At 68.1% G+C, this 15,003-nt stretch carries 14 protein-coding genes; 8 read left to right on the forward strand and 6 right to left on the reverse strand.

Annotation, left to right across the window (positions count from 1 at the left end; all coding sequences use genetic code 11):
• The first annotated feature begins 119 nt into the window (after positions 1-119).
• Together AC3ITM_RS02590 and AC3ITM_RS02595 are read left to right on the forward strand one after the other, a co-directional pair.
• Positions 120-2,168, forward strand: a complete 2,049-nt coding sequence (locus AC3ITM_RS02590; RefSeq protein ID WP_489268193.1) for a hybrid sensor histidine kinase/response regulator — start codon at positions 120-122, stop codon at positions 2,166-2,168.
• Between the two features lie 43 nt (positions 2,169-2,211).
• Entirely contained in the window at positions 2,212-2,502 is a 291-nt protein-coding gene (locus tag AC3ITM_RS02595) for a DUF3247 family protein (protein WP_489268195.1), read from the forward strand.
• 92 nt (positions 2,503-2,594) lie between these two features.
• Here the strand turns inward: AC3ITM_RS02595 and AC3ITM_RS02600 are convergent, their stop codons facing one another.
• Positions 2,595-2,858: a hypothetical protein gene (locus AC3ITM_RS02600; RefSeq protein WP_489268197.1), complete on the reverse strand. Its 264-nt coding sequence runs from the start codon at positions 2,856-2,858 to the stop codon at positions 2,595-2,597.
• Positions 2,859-3,008: 150 nt separating this feature from the next.
• On the opposite strand from AC3ITM_RS02600, the gene AC3ITM_RS02605 reads away from it, so the two are divergent.
• From AC3ITM_RS02605 to AC3ITM_RS02615, 3 genes are read left to right on the forward strand one after another with little or no spacing between them, the layout of a single operon-like run.
• Positions 3,009-4,133: a class I SAM-dependent methyltransferase gene (locus AC3ITM_RS02605; protein WP_489268199.1), complete on the forward strand. Its 1,125-nt coding sequence runs from the start codon at positions 3,009-3,011 to the stop codon at positions 4,131-4,133.
• Positions 4,130-4,834, forward strand: coding sequence for a pseudouridine synthase (locus tag AC3ITM_RS02610; protein WP_489268200.1), 705 nt, complete (start codon positions 4,130-4,132; stop codon positions 4,832-4,834). Before AC3ITM_RS02605 ends, AC3ITM_RS02610 begins: the two co-directional genes overlap by 4 nt.
• Positions 4,831-5,508: an HAD family hydrolase gene (locus AC3ITM_RS02615; protein WP_489268202.1), complete on the forward strand. Its 678-nt coding sequence runs from the start codon at positions 4,831-4,833 to the stop codon at positions 5,506-5,508. The genes AC3ITM_RS02610 and AC3ITM_RS02615 overlap by 4 nt, the downstream gene beginning before the upstream one ends.
• A 638-nt stretch (positions 5,509-6,146) precedes the next feature.
• Here the strand turns inward: AC3ITM_RS02615 and fabB are convergent.
• On the reverse strand, positions 6,147-7,355 hold the full coding sequence (gene fabB, locus AC3ITM_RS02620) for a beta-ketoacyl-ACP synthase I (RefSeq protein WP_489268204.1): 1,209 nt from the start codon (positions 7,353-7,355) through the stop codon (positions 6,147-6,149).
• Entirely contained in the window at positions 7,355-7,870 is a 516-nt protein-coding gene (gene fabA / locus AC3ITM_RS02625) for a 3-hydroxyacyl-[acyl-carrier-protein] dehydratase FabA (protein WP_489268205.1), read from the reverse strand. The genes fabB and fabA overlap by 1 nt, the downstream gene beginning before the upstream one ends.
• Positions 7,871-8,114: 244 nt before the next feature.
• Between fabA and dinB the strand changes: the two genes are divergently transcribed.
• Positions 8,115-9,197 carry a DNA polymerase IV gene (gene dinB / locus AC3ITM_RS02630; RefSeq protein WP_489268207.1) on the forward strand — a complete coding sequence of 361 codons (1,083 nt, stop codon included), beginning with the start codon at positions 8,115-8,117 and terminating at the stop codon, positions 9,195-9,197.
• Between the two features lie 392 nt (positions 9,198-9,589).
• Here dinB and AC3ITM_RS02635 read toward each other — a convergent pair whose 3' ends face one another.
• Together AC3ITM_RS02635 and AC3ITM_RS02640 are read right to left on the reverse strand one after the other, a co-directional pair.
• Positions 9,590-10,507 (reverse strand): MBL fold metallo-hydrolase, encoded by a 918-nt coding sequence (locus AC3ITM_RS02635; protein ID WP_489268209.1) that lies wholly within the window; start codon positions 10,505-10,507, stop codon positions 9,590-9,592.
• A gap of 68 nt (positions 10,508-10,575) precedes the next feature.
• A complete protein-coding gene (locus AC3ITM_RS02640) occupies positions 10,576-11,214 on the reverse strand; it encodes an NAD(P)-dependent oxidoreductase (protein ID WP_489268211.1) in 639 nt (212 codons plus the stop codon).
• A gap of 96 nt (positions 11,215-11,310) precedes the next feature.
• Here AC3ITM_RS02640 and AC3ITM_RS02645 point away from each other — a divergent pair, with 96 nt between their 5' ends.
• A complete protein-coding gene (locus AC3ITM_RS02645; protein ID WP_489268213.1) occupies positions 11,311-12,273 on the forward strand; it encodes a LysR family transcriptional regulator in 963 nt (320 codons plus the stop codon).
• Positions 12,274-12,281: 8 nt separating this feature from the next.
• A complete protein-coding gene (gene gph, locus AC3ITM_RS02650) occupies positions 12,282-12,932 on the forward strand; it encodes a phosphoglycolate phosphatase (RefSeq protein ID WP_489270011.1) in 651 nt (216 codons plus the stop codon).
• Positions 12,933-13,044: 112 nt separating this feature from the next.
• Here gph and btuB read toward each other — a convergent pair whose 3' ends face one another.
• Positions 13,045-14,886: a TonB-dependent vitamin B12 receptor gene (btuB, locus tag AC3ITM_RS02655; RefSeq protein ID WP_489268215.1), complete on the reverse strand. Its 1,842-nt coding sequence runs from the start codon at positions 14,884-14,886 to the stop codon at positions 13,045-13,047.
• Positions 14,887-15,003: the final 117 nt, after the last annotated feature.

A 15,003-nucleotide genomic window follows, 5' to 3' on the forward strand; every position in this document is an offset into this window, starting at 1 on the left:
CCCGGGACAATCGGCAGTATCCTCGCCATACGGTGTCCGTTGCCGCCAATTCACCCGCGTCTTCATCCAGAGGGGCCATCGGTGCCCGCGCTTGACGCTACGAATACGCGCCCTGGACGATGCTGTGTCCCTCCGCTTCGCCAGTTGCCCCCTTGACGCCCTTGCCCAGCCTGCCCACCTCAACATTGGAACGACCCCCCTTCGTGGCCACGGCGTCGGACCCCGGCTTGTACCGGAGCGTGCTGGAGCAGATGAATGCCGGGTTCTGCGTGGTCGAGGTGATGTTCGAGGACGGCGTGGCGGTGGATTACCGCTTCCTGGAGGTCAACGAGGCCTTCGAACGCAACACCGGGCTCAGCAATGCCTGCGGGCAGCGCATGAGCGTGCTGCAGCCCGCGCATGAAACCGAGTGGTACCGCGTGTATGGCCAGGTCGCCCTGACCGGCATGGCCCAGCAGTTCGAACTGGAGGCCCGCGCGCTGGGCCGCTGGTACTCGGTGGAGGCGGTGCGGGTCGGCGACCCGCAGGAGCACCACGTGGCGGTGGTGTTCTTCGATATCACCAACCGCAAGCAGATCGAAGTGGAACTGGCCGAAAGCGAGGCGCGCTTCAGCGCGCTGGCCGACGGCCTGCCGATGCCGGTGTGGGTGCTGGACGAACGTGGCCACGCCCGCTTCGTCAACAGCGCCTTCACCGAGTTCTTCGGCGGCGATGAGCAACGCGTGCCCGAAGACGTCTGGCGCGGCCTGGTGCACCCCGACGATGCGTCGGTATTCGAGTACGAGCTGCACGAGGCGCTCAAGGCGCAACGTTCGATGCATGCGCTGGTGCGTGGCCGGCGTGCCGACGGCCAGTGGCGCTGGTTGGAGATGAACGCACGGCCGCGCTTTTCGCGGATGGGGCGCTTCATCGGCCTGGCCGGCAGCAGCCCGGATGTGACCGAGCGGCGCGAGATCGAAATGGCGCGCGAGGAACTGCTGCAGTCCGAACGCGCCGCGCGCAGTGCCGCCGAAAACATGGCACGGCTGAAAGACGAATTCCTGGCCACGCTGTCGCATGAACTGCGCACGCCGTTGACCACCATCCTGGGCTGGAGCGAACTGCTGCTGCAGCGGGTGGACGCCAGCAGCCCGCTGTACAAGGGGCTGGGCGTGATCGCCAACAGCGCGATGGCGCAGAAGCGGCTGATCTCGGACATGCTGGACCTGAGCAGCATGCTGCTGGGCAAGGTGCAGCTGGAAGTGGAAGCGCTGGACCTGCGCGACCTGCTGACCGAAGCCCTGCGCGCGCAGGAGCTGGTGGCCGAGGGCAAGGCGCTGGCGATGCGCCTGGTGTTGCCCGAGCAGGCCGCCTGGGTGCTCGGCGATGCTACCCGCCTGCAGCAGGTGCTGTGGAACCTGCTGTCCAATGCGATCAAGTTCACCCCCGCCGAAGGCAGTGTGGTGGTGACCCTGGACGAGGATGGCGGGCACTGGTCGATCAGCGTGGCCGATTCCGGCGACGGCATCGCCCCGGAATTCCTGCGCCATCTGTTCAGCCGTTTCCGCCAGGCCGACGGCACCACCACCCGTCGCCACGGCGGCCTCGGGCTGGGCCTGGCCATCGCCCAGCAACTGGTGGAGCTGCATGGCGGCGCGGTGGCGGCCAGCAGCGAAGGCCACGGCTGCGGCGCTACCTTCACCGTGCGCCTACCGCGCTACCAGCCGCAGGCCGAAGGCCGCCCGCTGCGCGAAGTATTCAGCGGCCCGATCAGCGAACAGGTGATCGAACCGTTCCCGCTCAAGGGCCTGCACCTGCTGGCGGTGGAAGACCAGCCCGAAGTGCTGGAATACCTGCGCCGGCTGCTGGAAGAGCAGGGCGCCGAAGTCACCGCCGCCGCTTCGGCCGGCGAAGCCCTGGCCCTGCTCGACGCCGGCGGCCATGCCGGCATCGACGTGCTGCTCACCGATATCGGCATGCCGGGCATGGACGGCTACGGCCTGGTGCGTACCCTGCGCGAGGATATCGGGGTGGAATCGCAGGTATTGCCAGCGGTGGCGGTCACCGCCCTGGCCCGCGCCGACGACCGCAAGCGCGCGCTGGCATCGGGCTTCCAGGAGCATGTGGCCAAGCCGTATTCGGTGGCCCAGCTGGTGTCGGCGGTCCGCAGCGTGCTGGCCAACCGCTAGCGCTGCATCGCGCGTGGTTTCCCCCGACCGATAGGAGTGCCCCATGTCCCGCTACGCACCGCACATCCATACCGATCCTGCCCGGATTGCCGCCCTGGAAGCCTTGCTACCCCAGCTTCGTGGCCAGGCCCGGGTGGAAATCATCCTGGACGACGGCAGCCGCCTGCTCGGCACGGTGGCCGTGCAGCCCAGCGTGCAGCAGTACCGCGACGCCGAGGAAAACGAAGGCAGCAACGGACAGCTGCGGCTGGACGACCTGGATACCCCGGTGCAGCAGCATCTGGTGTGGCTGGACCGGATTGCCAGCGTGCGCCAGCTGCCGCCGGTGGAGTGATCCTGCGCCAAGGCCGTTGCCTTGGGGCCGGGCGCTGCCCGGCCACCCTGGGTCCATAGGCCCCCAGCCCCGCAGCCGGGCAAGGCCAGGTTCTACTGCACGAACAGTTCCGCTTCGGCCTCGAAACGGCGCGCATAGGCGCGCTCATCGGCCACCCGCGCCACTTCGTCGTCGGCCATGTCCGGGGCGCCGTAGACCGCGTAGGCAACCGTACCGTCGGCCTGCTTGCCGATCTGGTGCAGGCGGTAGCGCGAATGCCCGCCGCCGGTGTCCTGGGGGTAGTGCACCGGTGGTTGCGCGCCCTCCATGTCCATTTCGCTGTTGTCCACCACGCCGCCGACAAACAATGCACGCATGAGCCATCTCCATTGCAGGTGAGCCCCCACCCTGCCGGTTTGGATGTTGGCAGGGCATCAAGGCAGCGTTGAATAAACGCAAATCCGGTCGCGCCGGGCCCGATCCGGGCGAACCGGTAGAATGGTCGTCTCTTTCAAGATGTGCCCCCAATGGCTGCCCAGCACGACGCCCCCCTGGAAACCCTGTTCCTGCCGTTCGCCAGTGGCGTGCTGTCCTGGCCCGCCGGCCCGGTGCTGTTCCTGCGTGCCCGCGACGGCGCGCCGCTGCGCGAGCATGCCCAGCCCGGCCAACTGGTCTGCGAGCAGAGCTTCCGCCCGTTCGCCGATGCGCTGGAAGCCAGTGGCTGGACCGTGCGCGACGAACAGCAGCTGGCCACCGACCCCATCCGCTACGCGCTGGTACTGGTGCTGCCGCCGCGCCAGCGTGAAGAAGCCAAGGCGCTGTTCGCCCGCGCGCTGGCCCTGGCCGCCCCGGGCGGCATCGTAGTGGCCTGCCAGCACAACAACGAAGGCGCACGCTCCGGCGAAGGCGACCTGCAGCAGCTGGCCGGTCTGGGCGGCAAGCTGACCAAGAACCACTGCCGCAGCTACTGGACCGCGCCGCTGAACGGCCAGCACGATGCCGCCCTGGCCCAGCGCTGGGCCACGCTGGATGCGCCGCGGCCGATCCTGGGTGGGCGTTTCCAGAGCCGCCCGGGCATCTTCGCCTGGGACCGCATCGACCCGGCTTCGGCCCTGCTGGTCGAGCAGCTGCCGGCCGACCTGGCCGGCCGTGGCGCCGACCTGGGCGCTGGCTTCGGCTATCTCTCGGTCGAAGTACTGTCCCGCTGCCCGGGCGTGACCGCGCTGGACCTGTTCGAGGCCGAGGGCCGCGCCCTGGCCCTGGCCCGCGAGAACCTGGCCGCGCTGGGCAAGCCGGCGCTGCTGGGCTTCCACTGGCAGGATGTCACCGCCGGGATCGAAGGCCAGTACGATTTCATCGTCACCAACCCGCCGTTCCATACCCCCTCGCGCGCCGACCGCCCCGACATCGGCCAGCGCTTCATCGCCGTGGCCGCGCAGGCACTGCGCCCGGGTGGGCGGATGTGGCTGGTGGCCAACCGCCACCTGCCGTATGAGCAGATCCTCAACGAGAGCTTCGGCCAGGTGCGGGTGGCGGCCGAGCGCGACGGTTTCAAGCTGATCGAAGCGACCCGCATGAAGGACACCGGCCGCGCCCGGGAGCCGGCCCGGGTCAAGGACAGCCCGCGCGGCCGCAACTGGGACCGTGCATGAAGCTGGTCAAGCTGCTGGCCAACCTGGGCTATGGCAGTCGCAAGCAGGTGCAGCTGATGTTCCGCGAGGGCCGGGTCACCGACGCCGACGGCGAGGTGCTGTATGCCGATGACCTGCTCGCGCACGAGGCGATCCGGGTCGACGGCGAGCCGCTGGACCCGCCGCAGGGGTTGACCCTGCTGCTGCACAAGCCGCGCGGGTATACCTGCTCGACCAAGGACAAGGGCCGGTTGATCTACGACCTGCTGCCGCCGCGCTACCGCGAGCGCTCGCCGCTGCTGTCCTCGGTGGGCCGGCTGGACCGCGACACCAGCGGCATGCTGCTGATGACCGACGACGGTGCGCTGCTGCACCGGATCGTGTCGCCCAAGTCGCGCCTGGACAAGGCCTACGAGGTGACCCTGGCCGAAGACCTGCGCGGCGATGAGACCGCGCGTTTCGCCAGCGGCACGTTGCTGCTGGAGTCCGATGACAAACCGTTGTTGCCGGCCGAGCTGCTGGTGCAGTCGTCGCGCCAGGCGCAGCTGGTGCTGCATGAAGGCCGCTACCACCAGGCGCGGCGGATGTTCGCCGCGGTGGGCAACCATGTCCAGGCGCTGCACCGCAGCCGCATCGGCGGGCTGTCGCTGGGCGATCTGGGCGAAGGCCAGTGGCGCATGCTCGATGCAGGCGACCTGGACACCCTGTTCAACGTGCCATGACCATGATCGCGGCGCTGCCGTTCCTGCCCGACGCCGTCATCTTCGATATGGACGGCTTGATGATCGACAGCGAGCGGGTGTCGATCGCGTGCTGGTCGCAGGCCGCGCGCGAGCTGCAGTTGCCGTTCGAAGACGGGTTCTGGCTGCAGATGGTGGGATTGGGCGACCGCGACTGCGGGCAGTTGTTGCTGCAGCGCATTGATGCGGACCAGGTGGCGGCCCTGTTGGCGCGCTGCCACGATCTGTACGAGGCACGCACGCAGGCCGGCCTGCCGTTGCGGCCGGGGATTGTGGAGCTGCTGCAGCTGCTGGACGAACATGGCATCGCCCGCGCGGTGGCGACCACCACGCGGCAGCCACGGGCGTCGCGCAAGCTGGCGGCGGCCGGGCTGCTGCGGTTCTTCGAGGTGGTGGTGACCAGCGGCGATGTCGCCCACCCCAAGCCGGCACCGGACATCTACCTGCTGGCCGCGCAGCGGCTGGGCAAGCACCCCACGCGCTGCCTGGCGCTGGAAGATTCGCCGGCGGGGATCCGCGCGGCGGTAGGCGCGGGCATGACCGCCATCCAGGTTCCGGACCTGGTGCACCCCGACGAAGAACTGCGCGCGCTGGGCCATCGCATCGTCGGCTCGCTGGCCGACGCGCACAGCCTGCTGCTGGCCCATCTTCGCTAGGATCGGTTCCCGAACGACCGCCGATACCGGTGATCGGCACGACCAACGCATGACCTGCGCCGACGCCCGCTTCGCTTTCAGGTCATGCCATCAACGATTGTTGCGCAGGTCATCGGCAGTCGATCCGGATGCGACCCTGCCGAAGCAGAACCCGCCGCAGGCACCCAGGCTCCCGGCCGGTAGGGTCGGTTCCCAAACGACTGCTGAGAACGGTGATCGGCACGACGAACGCATGACCCCTGCCGAAGCCCGCTTCGCTCCCAGACCATGCCATCAATGAACGTTGCGCAGGTCATCGGCAGTCGATCGGGATGCGACCCTACCGAAGCAGAACCCGCCGCAGGCACCCAGGCTCCCGGCCGGTAGGGTCGGTTCCCAAACGACTGCAGATACCGGTGATCGGCACGACCAACGCATGACCTGCACCGACGCCCGCTTCGCTTTCAGGTCATGCCATCAACGATTGTTGCGCAGGTCATCGGCAGTCGATCCGGATGCGACCCTGCCGAAACAGAACGCGCCGATCGCCGCAGGTGCCGGGGCCCCTGTCCGCGCGCGTACATTGGCGATGTTGGCCGGGAACCATGAAAAAAGCCCGGCGCATCGGCCGGGCTTTTCGTCACCGCATCAACCGCCGGTCACACCCGGCCAAATACCAGCGCCGCATTGGTGCCGCCGAAGCCGAAGCTGTTGGACATCACCGTGTTCAGCTGCGCCGGCGTGCTGTCGCGCACGATCGGGAAGCCTTCCACCAGCGGGTCCAGCTCGCCGATGTTGGCCGAGCCGGCGATGAAGCCGTCGCGCATCATCAGCAGGCAGTAGATCGCCTCATGCACGCTGGCAGCACCCAGCGAATGGCCCGACAGCGCCTTGGTCGAGGACAGCGGCGGCACCGCTTCGCCGAACACTTCGCGCACCGCCTTCAGCTCGGTGACATCGCCCAGCGGGGTCGAGGTGCCGTGCGTGTTGAGGTAGTCGATCGGGGCCGACAGGTTGGCCATGGCCATGTTCATGCAGCGCACCGCGCCTTCGCCGGAGGGAGCGACCATGTCCGCGCCATCGGAGGTGACGCCGTAGCCGATCAGTTCGGCATGGATGCGCGCGCCACGTGCCACGGCGTGGTCGTAGTCTTCCAGCACCAGCATGCCGCCGCCGCCGGCGATGACGAAGCCGTCGCGGTCCTTGTCGTACGGGCGCGAGGCACTAGCCGGGGTGTCGTTGAAGCGGGTGGACAGCGCGCCCATGGCGTCGAACATGACGCTCATCGACCAGTGCAGGTCTTCACCGCCGCCGGCGAACATCACGTCCTGCGCGCCATGCCGGATCAGGTCGGCGGCCGCGCCGATGCAATGGGCCGAGGTGGCGCAGGCGGCCGACAGCGAATAGCTCAGGCCCTTGATCTGGAACGCAGTGGCCAGGCAGGCCGACACGGTCGAGCACATCGTGCGCGGCACCATGTACGGGCCGACCTTGCGCACGCCACGCGCGCGCAGGATGTCGGCCGATTCGACCTGCCACTGGCTGGAGCCGCCGCCGGAGCCGGCGATCAGGCCGGTACGCGGGTTGGCTACCTGTTCGGTGTCCAGGCCGGCGTCGGCGATCGCGTCGCGCATGGCGATGTAGGCGTAGGCCGAGGCATCGCTCATGAAGCGCTTGACCTTGCGGTCGATCTGCGCGTCCAGGTCCAGTTCGATGTTGCCACCGACATGGCTGCGCAGGCCGGCCTCGGCGTGGTCGGGCAGGTGGCGGATGCCGGGGCGGCCCTCGCGCAGTGCGCTGGAGACCGTGTCCAGATCGTTGCCCAGGCACGAGGTGATGCCCATTCCGGTAATGACGACGCGACGCATCAGAAGTTCTCTGTGGAGGTGAACAGACCTACGCGGAGGTCCTTGGCGGAATAGATTTCGCGGCCGTCCACCAGCATGCGGGCATCGGCCTGGGCCATGACCAGCTTGCGGTTGATGACGCGGGTGATGTCGATTTCGTAGCTGACCAGCTTGGCCTGCGGCAGTACCTGCCCGGTGAACTTCACCTCGCCGCAGCCCAGTGCGCGGCCGCGGCCGGGCGCGCCCAGCCAGGTCAGGAAGAAGCCGGTGAGCTGCCACATGGCGTCCAGGCCGAGGCAGCCGGGCATCACCGGGTCGCCGATGAAGTGGCAGCCGAAGAACCACAGGTCGGGGCGGATATCCAGTTCGGCGCGTACCAGTCCCTTGTCGTGTGGGCCGCCGTTGTCGCGGATGTCGGTGATGCGGTCGAACATCAGCATCGGATCGTTGGGCAGGCGGCCGCTGCCCGGGCCGAACAGTTCACCGCGGGCGCTGGCCAGCAGTTGTTCGCGCGAGAACGCGTTGAGACGAGTCATGGAAAACGCAATCCTGAGGAAGTTGCCATCGGGTAAAGCCGGCCATCGGTCGGCTATCTTGCTTGGATACAAGTGCTCAAGAGTGCAGAGGAAAGGTGATTCAATCAAACGTTTTAACCGTACGCCGGCGTAGTGTTTTCAGCTTGAAAAACGCATGTCGTTGTTATGAAAAGACCATACCCAGGCGTGTGGCTGTAATCTTGTTCATCTGATCCCGCCGTTCCAGGCCCGAGTCCTTTCCGCCGTGCCCGCTCTCCGCAAAATCATTCATGTCGACATGGACGCGTTCTACGCGTCGGTGGAACAGCGCGACGATCCGTCGCTGCGCGGCAGGCCGGTGGTGGTGGCATGGAAGGGCGCGCGCTCGGTGGTGTGCGCGGCCTCCTACGAGGCGCGCGTATTCGGGGTGCGTTCGGCGATGCCGGCGTTGCGGGCCGAGCGGTTGTGCCCGGATGCGGTGTTCGTGCCGCCCGATTTCGTGCGCTACAAGGCGGTGTCGCGGCAGGTGCGCGAGATTTTCCTGCGGCATACCGATCTGGTGGAGCCGTTGTCGCTGGACGAGGCCTACCTGGACGTGACGGTGCACAAGGGCGGGATGACCGTGGCCACCGAGATCGCCGAGCAGATCCGTGCGCAGATCCGCGAGGAAACCCGGTTGACGGCGTCGGCGGGGATCGCGCCGAACAAGTTCCTGGCCAAGATCGCCTCGGATTGGCGCAAGCCCGACGGGCAGTTCGTGGTGCCGCCGCACCGGGTGGAGCAGTTTCTGACGCCGTTGCCGGTGAACCGGGTGCCGGGGGTGGGCAAGGTGATGGAGGCCAAGCTGACCGAGCTGGGCATCGTCACGGTGGGCGATCTGCGCGCGTTGCCGCTGGAGCAGCTGGAAGCGCGGTTCGGCAGTTTCGGGGCGCGCCTGTACAACCGCGCGCGCGGTGTGGATGAGCGGGCGGTGGAGCCGGACCAGCCGGTGCAGTCGGTGTCCTCCGAGGATACGTTTGCCGAGGATCTGCCACTGGAAGCGCTGGAGCCGGCGATCGTGGAACTGGCCGGGAAGACCTGGCATGCCACGCGCCGCACCGAGCGGGTGGGGCATACGGTGGTGCTGAAGTTGAAGACCTCCCAGTTCCGGATCATCACGCGCAGCTTTACCCCGGAGTCGCCGCCGGAAACGCTGGAGGAACTGCGCGATATCGCACTGGCGCTGCGGGCGCGGGTGGATTTGCCGGCGGAGACGCGCTACCGGCTGGTGGGCGTGGGCCTGGGCGGTTTCCGCGAGCGCGAGGCGGTAAGCCAGCCGGGGTTGTTTGATCATCTGGATGATGATTGATTTTCGCTTGTAGCGAATAGCTAAAAGCTAAGAGCCAGTGCGTTGGGGCGTGCCTGCTTAGGGGCTGGGTGGCGCGGGTGGGTTGGCGGGACACGCCGCAAGTACGTCCGTGTAGGCTCGTGAGCGCCATCCATGGCGCCCAACGGTCCCGCCAACCCACCCGCACCACCCCCCTGACACCCGGTCGGCGCGTTGGGGCGGGCAACGGCGACATTCGCTCAATGCTCATCGTGCACGTCATGCCTATCGTGCTCGGAAAATTCTGCTTGGTAGGGTCGCATCCCGATCGACTGCCGATGCTCTGTCAACGTTCTGTTGTGGCATGACAAAAACCAACGCGGCGCATTTTCTTTGACGCGTTACATCGCTTTCCTCTGCTGCTTGTCACGCCATCACGGCCACTGCATTTCCGCCTTCGCAACCTTCGCACTGATCTCCAACGAACCCACGCCCTGCAGGGTCGGGTAACGCTTTCTCATTGCGGCGATCAACGCATCGGCATCCTTGCTGCGTGCCGCTTCTTCATCGAACGCCCGGATGTAGGCGCTGGTGAAATCGACCGCGCTGACATCGAGTTTCGCGCCGCGGGCGTAATGGCCCGGGATGACGCGGGTGGGCGTGAGTGCCTTGATCGTGGCCAGGGTCTTCAACCAGTCGGCATGCGACTGCGCGCCCTGGGTGTCGGCCATCCACACGTGTTCGCCGGCCACGACAGGAATGCCGCCCAGCACGGTGCGCAGGGCGGGGATCCACAGCACGCTGCGGTCCGGGGTGGGGCCGTCCAGGCCGATGATCTGGATGGCCTGGCCTTCGAGGTTGAGGCTGTCGCCTTCCAGGATCTCGGGAATGACAATGCGCGCAGGCTTGTCGGCGCCCATCTGTGGGCCCCAGTACGCGAGTTTGCCGGCCTGGGTGGCGTTGATGTGGGCCACGGTCTGGGCGGTGGCAACGATGCGCACGTCGGGGAAGGCATCCTGCAGGGTGGCCAGGCCGAAGTAGTAGTCGGGGTCGCCATGGCTGATGTAGATGGTGGTCAGGCGTTTGCCGGAATCGCGGATGCGCTGCACCAGCTGGGCCGCGTCGGCGGCGGCGAACTGGGCATCGACCAGTATCGCGTCGTGCGGGCCGGTGACCAGCGTCGAGGCGACGGCGAACAGGGCCTTGTCGCCGGGATGGTAGGGCTGCACCTGCAGCGCGCGCTGTTGGGTGCTGGTGGCAGCGGCGGCGTGGTCGATGCTGGCAGCGGTCACGCCGAGCGCCGTGCCGATGGCCAGCGCCAGGGCCAGGGTGGTGCGGGAGAGGTTCGGCATTGCAGGAACTCCTGTGCGGGGTCGGGGGTAGAGCCGAGCCATGCTCGGCTTACTTTCAGGCGGCTGCTTCAATACGCCGCCGTCGCGATCTGGCGCAGGTACTGCGGCTGTTCGATTTCGCTGACGAAGGCGTCGGCGTAGTCGGGATAGCTGATCCGGCTGTGGCCGTCGGCGCCGACCAGGAAGTTGCGGGCCTGGGTGCGGAAGCCGCCGCGCTGCGGGCCGGGGCCGATTTCGGCGGCCGGCGAGTAGAAGGTCCAGTCCAGGTCGTCGACGCTGCGCAGCTGCGCCAGCGTTGCGCGCGCGGCCAGCGCGACGGGCTTGTAGGCGTCGGGGAAGCCTTCGGTATCCACCAGCTGCACGCCGGGGGCCACTTCCAGGCTGCCGGCGCCGCCGACCATGATGAAGCGCGGCACGCGCGCCTGGCGGGCGGCCTGGACCAGCGCGGCACTGACCGAGGTGACCGTGTCGGGCGCATCGCCCGGGCGCGGGCCGAATGCGCTGGCCAGTACGTCGTGGCCGGCGATCACCGCAGCCAGGGCGTCGATGTCGTCCAGCGCGGCCACGGCCAGTTGGGCACCGTCCAGTTCGGCTGGCAGGTCGGTTTCACGGCGGACGATGGCGGTCACCTGGTGGCCGCGGGCGAGGGCCTGGCGGGCGATTTCACGGCCGATGTTGCCGGTGGCACCAACGAGGGCGATTTTCATGGGGCAGGTCCGTTGAGGGAGGACGCCCAGCATATGCGCCTGAAATGGTGCGAAAAATCCCGTATAACGGCCTAATTTGTTGCACGGATCGAGCAGATGGACCGGATGACCGCCATGAATGTGTTCGTCGAAGTGGTCGAGCGCGGCAGCCTGACCGCGGCGGCCGAGGCGCTGGAGATGTCGCGGGCGATGGTCACCCGCTACCTGGCCGAGGTAGAACGCTGGCTGGGCGCGCGGCTGCTGCACCGGACCACGCGCCGGATCAGCCTGACCGGGCCGGGCGAGGCGGCCCTGCTGCGCTTCCGCCAGATGCTGGCGATCGGCGACGAACTGCGTGGCGAGCTGGCCAGCGACAACCCCGAACCGCACGGGCTGATCCGGGTCACCAGCAGCGTCTCGTTCGGGCAGAGCCACCTGGCCGCCGCCGTGGCCGGCTTCGTCCAGCGTTATCCGCTGGCGCGGGTCGAGCTGCTGGCGGTGGACCGGCTGGTCAACCTGGTGGAGGAGCGGGTGGACGTGGCGGTACGTATTTCGCGCGCGATCGACCCGGCCCTGATCGCACGCCGGCTGGCGACCTGCCGGTCGCTGCTGTGCGCCGCACCGGCCTACCTGGCCCGGCACGGCACGCCGACCAGCGCCGAAGAGCTGGCCCGGCACAACTGTTTGACCCACCACTATGTCGGCAAGAGCGTATGGCAGCTGCAGCGCGGTGGGCGTGCGATCGCGGTGGCGGTGGGTGGCAGCATCAGTGCCAATGAGGCCTCGTTGCTGCTGGAGGCGGTGCGTGCCGGTGCCGGCATCGCGATGTTGCCCAGCTACCAGGTGGCACCGTACCTGCGCAGTGGCGAACTGGTGGCGCTGCTGCCGGAGTACGCGCTGGAAGAGATGGGCATCCACGCGGTGTACGCCTCGCGTCGGCAGCTGCCGGCGATCATGCGCAGCTTCCTGGACTACCTGGTGGAACGTTTCGCCGGCGACCCGTTCGGCGACGATGATCCGCTCGCGGTCGGCGCGCCGGCCGGCACCGTTACACTGGGCGCCCCCACGCCGTCGAAGTGAGCCGTACCTTGTCCTACCCGTATCCGTTGGTGGTGTTCGATCTGGATGGCACGCTGGTGGACAGCGCCGCCGATATCGCCGAAGCGCTGAACCGCACGCTGCAGGACTGGCAGCTGCCGCGCGTGCCCGAGGCGACGGTGCTGACCTGGATCGGCGATGGCGTGCGGCGGCTGGTCGAACAGGCGTTCGACGCGGCCGGCAGCGTTATCGATCTGGACGCGGTCATGCCCGGTTTCATGCGGCATTACCAGGCGTGCCTGTTGCGCAGCCCGCAGTTGTTCGAGGGCGTGGCCGAGACGTTGGCCGCATTGCGCGAGCGACAGGTGATCCTGGCGATCTGTACCAACAAGCCGTCGGCATTGGTGGCGCCGCTGCTGCAGCACTTCGGTCTGCAGGACCATTTCGCGCTGGTACTGGGCGGCGATTCGCTGCCCGAGCGCAAGCCCAGCGGCGCGCCGTTGCGGCACATTGCCGCGCACTTCCGGATCGCGCCGGAAGCGGCGCTGATGGTGGGCGATTCGATCACCGATTTCCGCGCCGCGGTGGAGGCGGGCATGCCGGTGGCGCTGGTGCGCTATGGGTATCCGCGCGGCCTGGACCTGGACAACGTCGAGGCGGTGGCGGTGGTGGATGACCTGCGAGAGTTGCTGGCGCTGTGACGCGTTGGGCAGTGTGCCGACCAACGGTCGGCACCTACCGGGCGAACGTGTACCGACCAGCGGTCGGCACCCGCTACGGGTGGGACGGCGGCGGTACCGCCGTCCCGGCGCCTCATTTGGGCTGGTAACGCACGCTCAGGCGGTACTCGCGGCCGGGCTGGTTGTACCAGGCCACCGTTTCGTAGTCGCGGTCGAACACGTTGCTGACCCGGCCCAGCACCGACCAGTCGCGGCTGATCGCGTATTCCAGGCGCAGATCGACGGTGCCATAGCCGGCCAGGCGCACCGTGTTGGCGGCATCGTCATAGCGCTTGCCGGCACCGTTGGCGGTCACCCCGGCGCGGAAGTCGCCGAAGCTGCGGTCGATGTCCAGGCGGGCGGTGTTCTGCGCGCGGCGTGCCAGCCAGTTGTCGAACTGCGCGCTGCCGTCGGTGCGGTTGCGCGGGTCGGTGTGGCTGAGCTGTGCATTGAAGTCGACACCGGCCACGCTGATCGAGCCGGTCAACTCGGCGCCGCGGATACGGGCCTTTTCCACCTGCGACATCATGAAGGTGGTGGCGTCATAGGTGATCAGGTCGTCGATGCGGGTTTCATACACGTCCAGGCCCCAGCGCCAGCCGTCGCCCTCCTGGGCGATGCCCAGGTTGGCGCTCTTGGACTTCTCCGGGTCCAGCCCCGGCACGCCGCTCCACGGATCGTACAGATCGCTGAAGGTCGGCGCCTTGAACGCGGTGCCGTAGCTGGCGTTGAGGCGGAAACCGCCGCCCAGTGCCATGCCCCAGCCCAGGCTGCCGGTGGTGTGGTTGCCGAACTGCTGGTTGTCGTCGTTGCGCACGCTGGCCTGCAGCTGGTGGGCGCCGAAACGGCCCTGGTACTGCACGAACACGCCGGTGTTGTCGCGGTTGTCGACCAGGTAGCCGGCGCTGCTGCCGTCCAGGTTGTCCTGGCTCCAGTCCACGCCGGCACTGAGCAACTGGCCGTCGGCGATGCCGACATCGGCCTGTACCGAGGCGCTGTCGCGGTGGGTCTGCGCCGCGCCCAGCCAGGTGCTGCCGTTGTAGTTGTCCGACTCGTTGTCGGCGCGGCCGACGTTGGCGGTCAGGGTGAAGCGCTCGCCGGGGCGGTACACCACCTTGCCGCCCAGCACCTGCTGCAGCGTTTCCGAATAGTTGTAGTAGCCGTCGTAGTGGTTCTCGCCTTCGGCGCGCAGCGCGGTGCCTTCCACGCTCAGCGCATCGGTCAGCGCATAGCCGCCGCGCAGGCTCATCGACAGGTTGCGGTAGCCATCGCGGTCGGGCTCGTCGGCGCCACAGCCGGCGAAGGTGGCCGCATCGCCACGGCAGGAATTGATGCCGTCGGTGTGCTGGTAGGCGATGTCGGTGCCGAACCAGCCGCGCTCACCGCTGCCGCCGAAGCCGCCGCTGGCTTCGCGCAGGCCGTTGCTGCCGGCGCCCAGCTGCAGGTGCGGGGCGAAGCTGCCGGTGTTGCGGCGGGTGAAGATCTGGATCACCCCGCCGATCGCGTCGGCGCCGTACAGGCTGGACTGCGGGCCGCGCACGATTTCGATGCGCTCGATCTGCGCCAGCGGCAGGTCCTGCAGCATGGCCAGGCCAAGGTCGCCGGTATTGATGCGCACCCCGTCGACCAGCACCAGGGTGTGGGCCGAGTTGGTGCCGCGCAGGAACAGCGAGCTCTGCTTGCCCAGGCCGCCGCTGTTGTTGAGGTTGATGCCGGCGCGGCCACGCAGCAGGTCCTGCAGCGATGGCGCCTGGCTTCGCTCGATCTCGGCGCGGTCGATCACCTGCGCCGGCGAAATGCTGTCCTGCAGGGCGATCGGGGTACGGGTGGCGGTCACCAGCACCTGGTCCAGCGCGGTGGCATCGTCCTGTGCGGCGGCCAGCAGGGGCAGCGCGGACAGCACGGCCAGGGTGAGGATTCGGTTCTGCAGCTTCATCAATGACTCCATGCACCGCGCACGCCCGCGCGGCAAGGGGTGGGGATGGTGGCGCTGCAGGGGGCTTTCGACGGTGGGCGGACGCACGGCGCCGCTTGCCGCCGCCATGCCCGCCGC

It is taken from the genome of Stenotrophomonas sp. KH_029, assembly GCF_057839765.1.

Coding starts and splice junctions, on each gene's coding strand:
- AC3ITM_RS02590 (WP_489268193.1), top strand. CDS start 120: ATGCTGTGTCCCTCCGCTTCGCCAGTTGCCCCCTTGACGCCCTTGCCC.
- AC3ITM_RS02595 (WP_489268195.1), top strand. CDS start 2,212: ATGTCCCGCTACGCACCGCACATCCATACCGATCCTGCCCGGATTGCC.
- AC3ITM_RS02600 (WP_489268197.1), bottom strand. CDS start 2,858: ATGCGTGCATTGTTTGTCGGCGGCGTGGTGGACAACAGCGAAATGGAC.
- AC3ITM_RS02605 (WP_489268199.1), top strand. CDS start 3,009: ATGGCTGCCCAGCACGACGCCCCCCTGGAAACCCTGTTCCTGCCGTTC.
- AC3ITM_RS02610 (WP_489268200.1), top strand. CDS start 4,130: ATGAAGCTGGTCAAGCTGCTGGCCAACCTGGGCTATGGCAGTCGCAAG.
- AC3ITM_RS02615 (WP_489268202.1), top strand. CDS start 4,831: ATGACCATGATCGCGGCGCTGCCGTTCCTGCCCGACGCCGTCATCTTC.
- fabB (WP_489268204.1), bottom strand. CDS start 7,355: ATGCGTCGCGTCGTCATTACCGGAATGGGCATCACCTCGTGCCTGGGC.
- fabA (WP_489268205.1), bottom strand. CDS start 7,870: ATGACTCGTCTCAACGCGTTCTCGCGCGAACAACTGCTGGCCAGCGCC.
- AC3ITM_RS02635 (WP_489268209.1), bottom strand. CDS start 10,507: ATGCCGAACCTCTCCCGCACCACCCTGGCCCTGGCGCTGGCCATCGGC.
- AC3ITM_RS02640 (WP_489268211.1), bottom strand. CDS start 11,214: ATGAAAATCGCCCTCGTTGGTGCCACCGGCAACATCGGCCGTGAAATC.
- AC3ITM_RS02645 (WP_489268213.1), top strand. CDS start 11,311: ATGGACCGGATGACCGCCATGAATGTGTTCGTCGAAGTGGTCGAGCGC.
- btuB (WP_489268215.1), bottom strand. CDS start 14,886: ATGAAGCTGCAGAACCGAATCCTCACCCTGGCCGTGCTGTCCGCGCTG.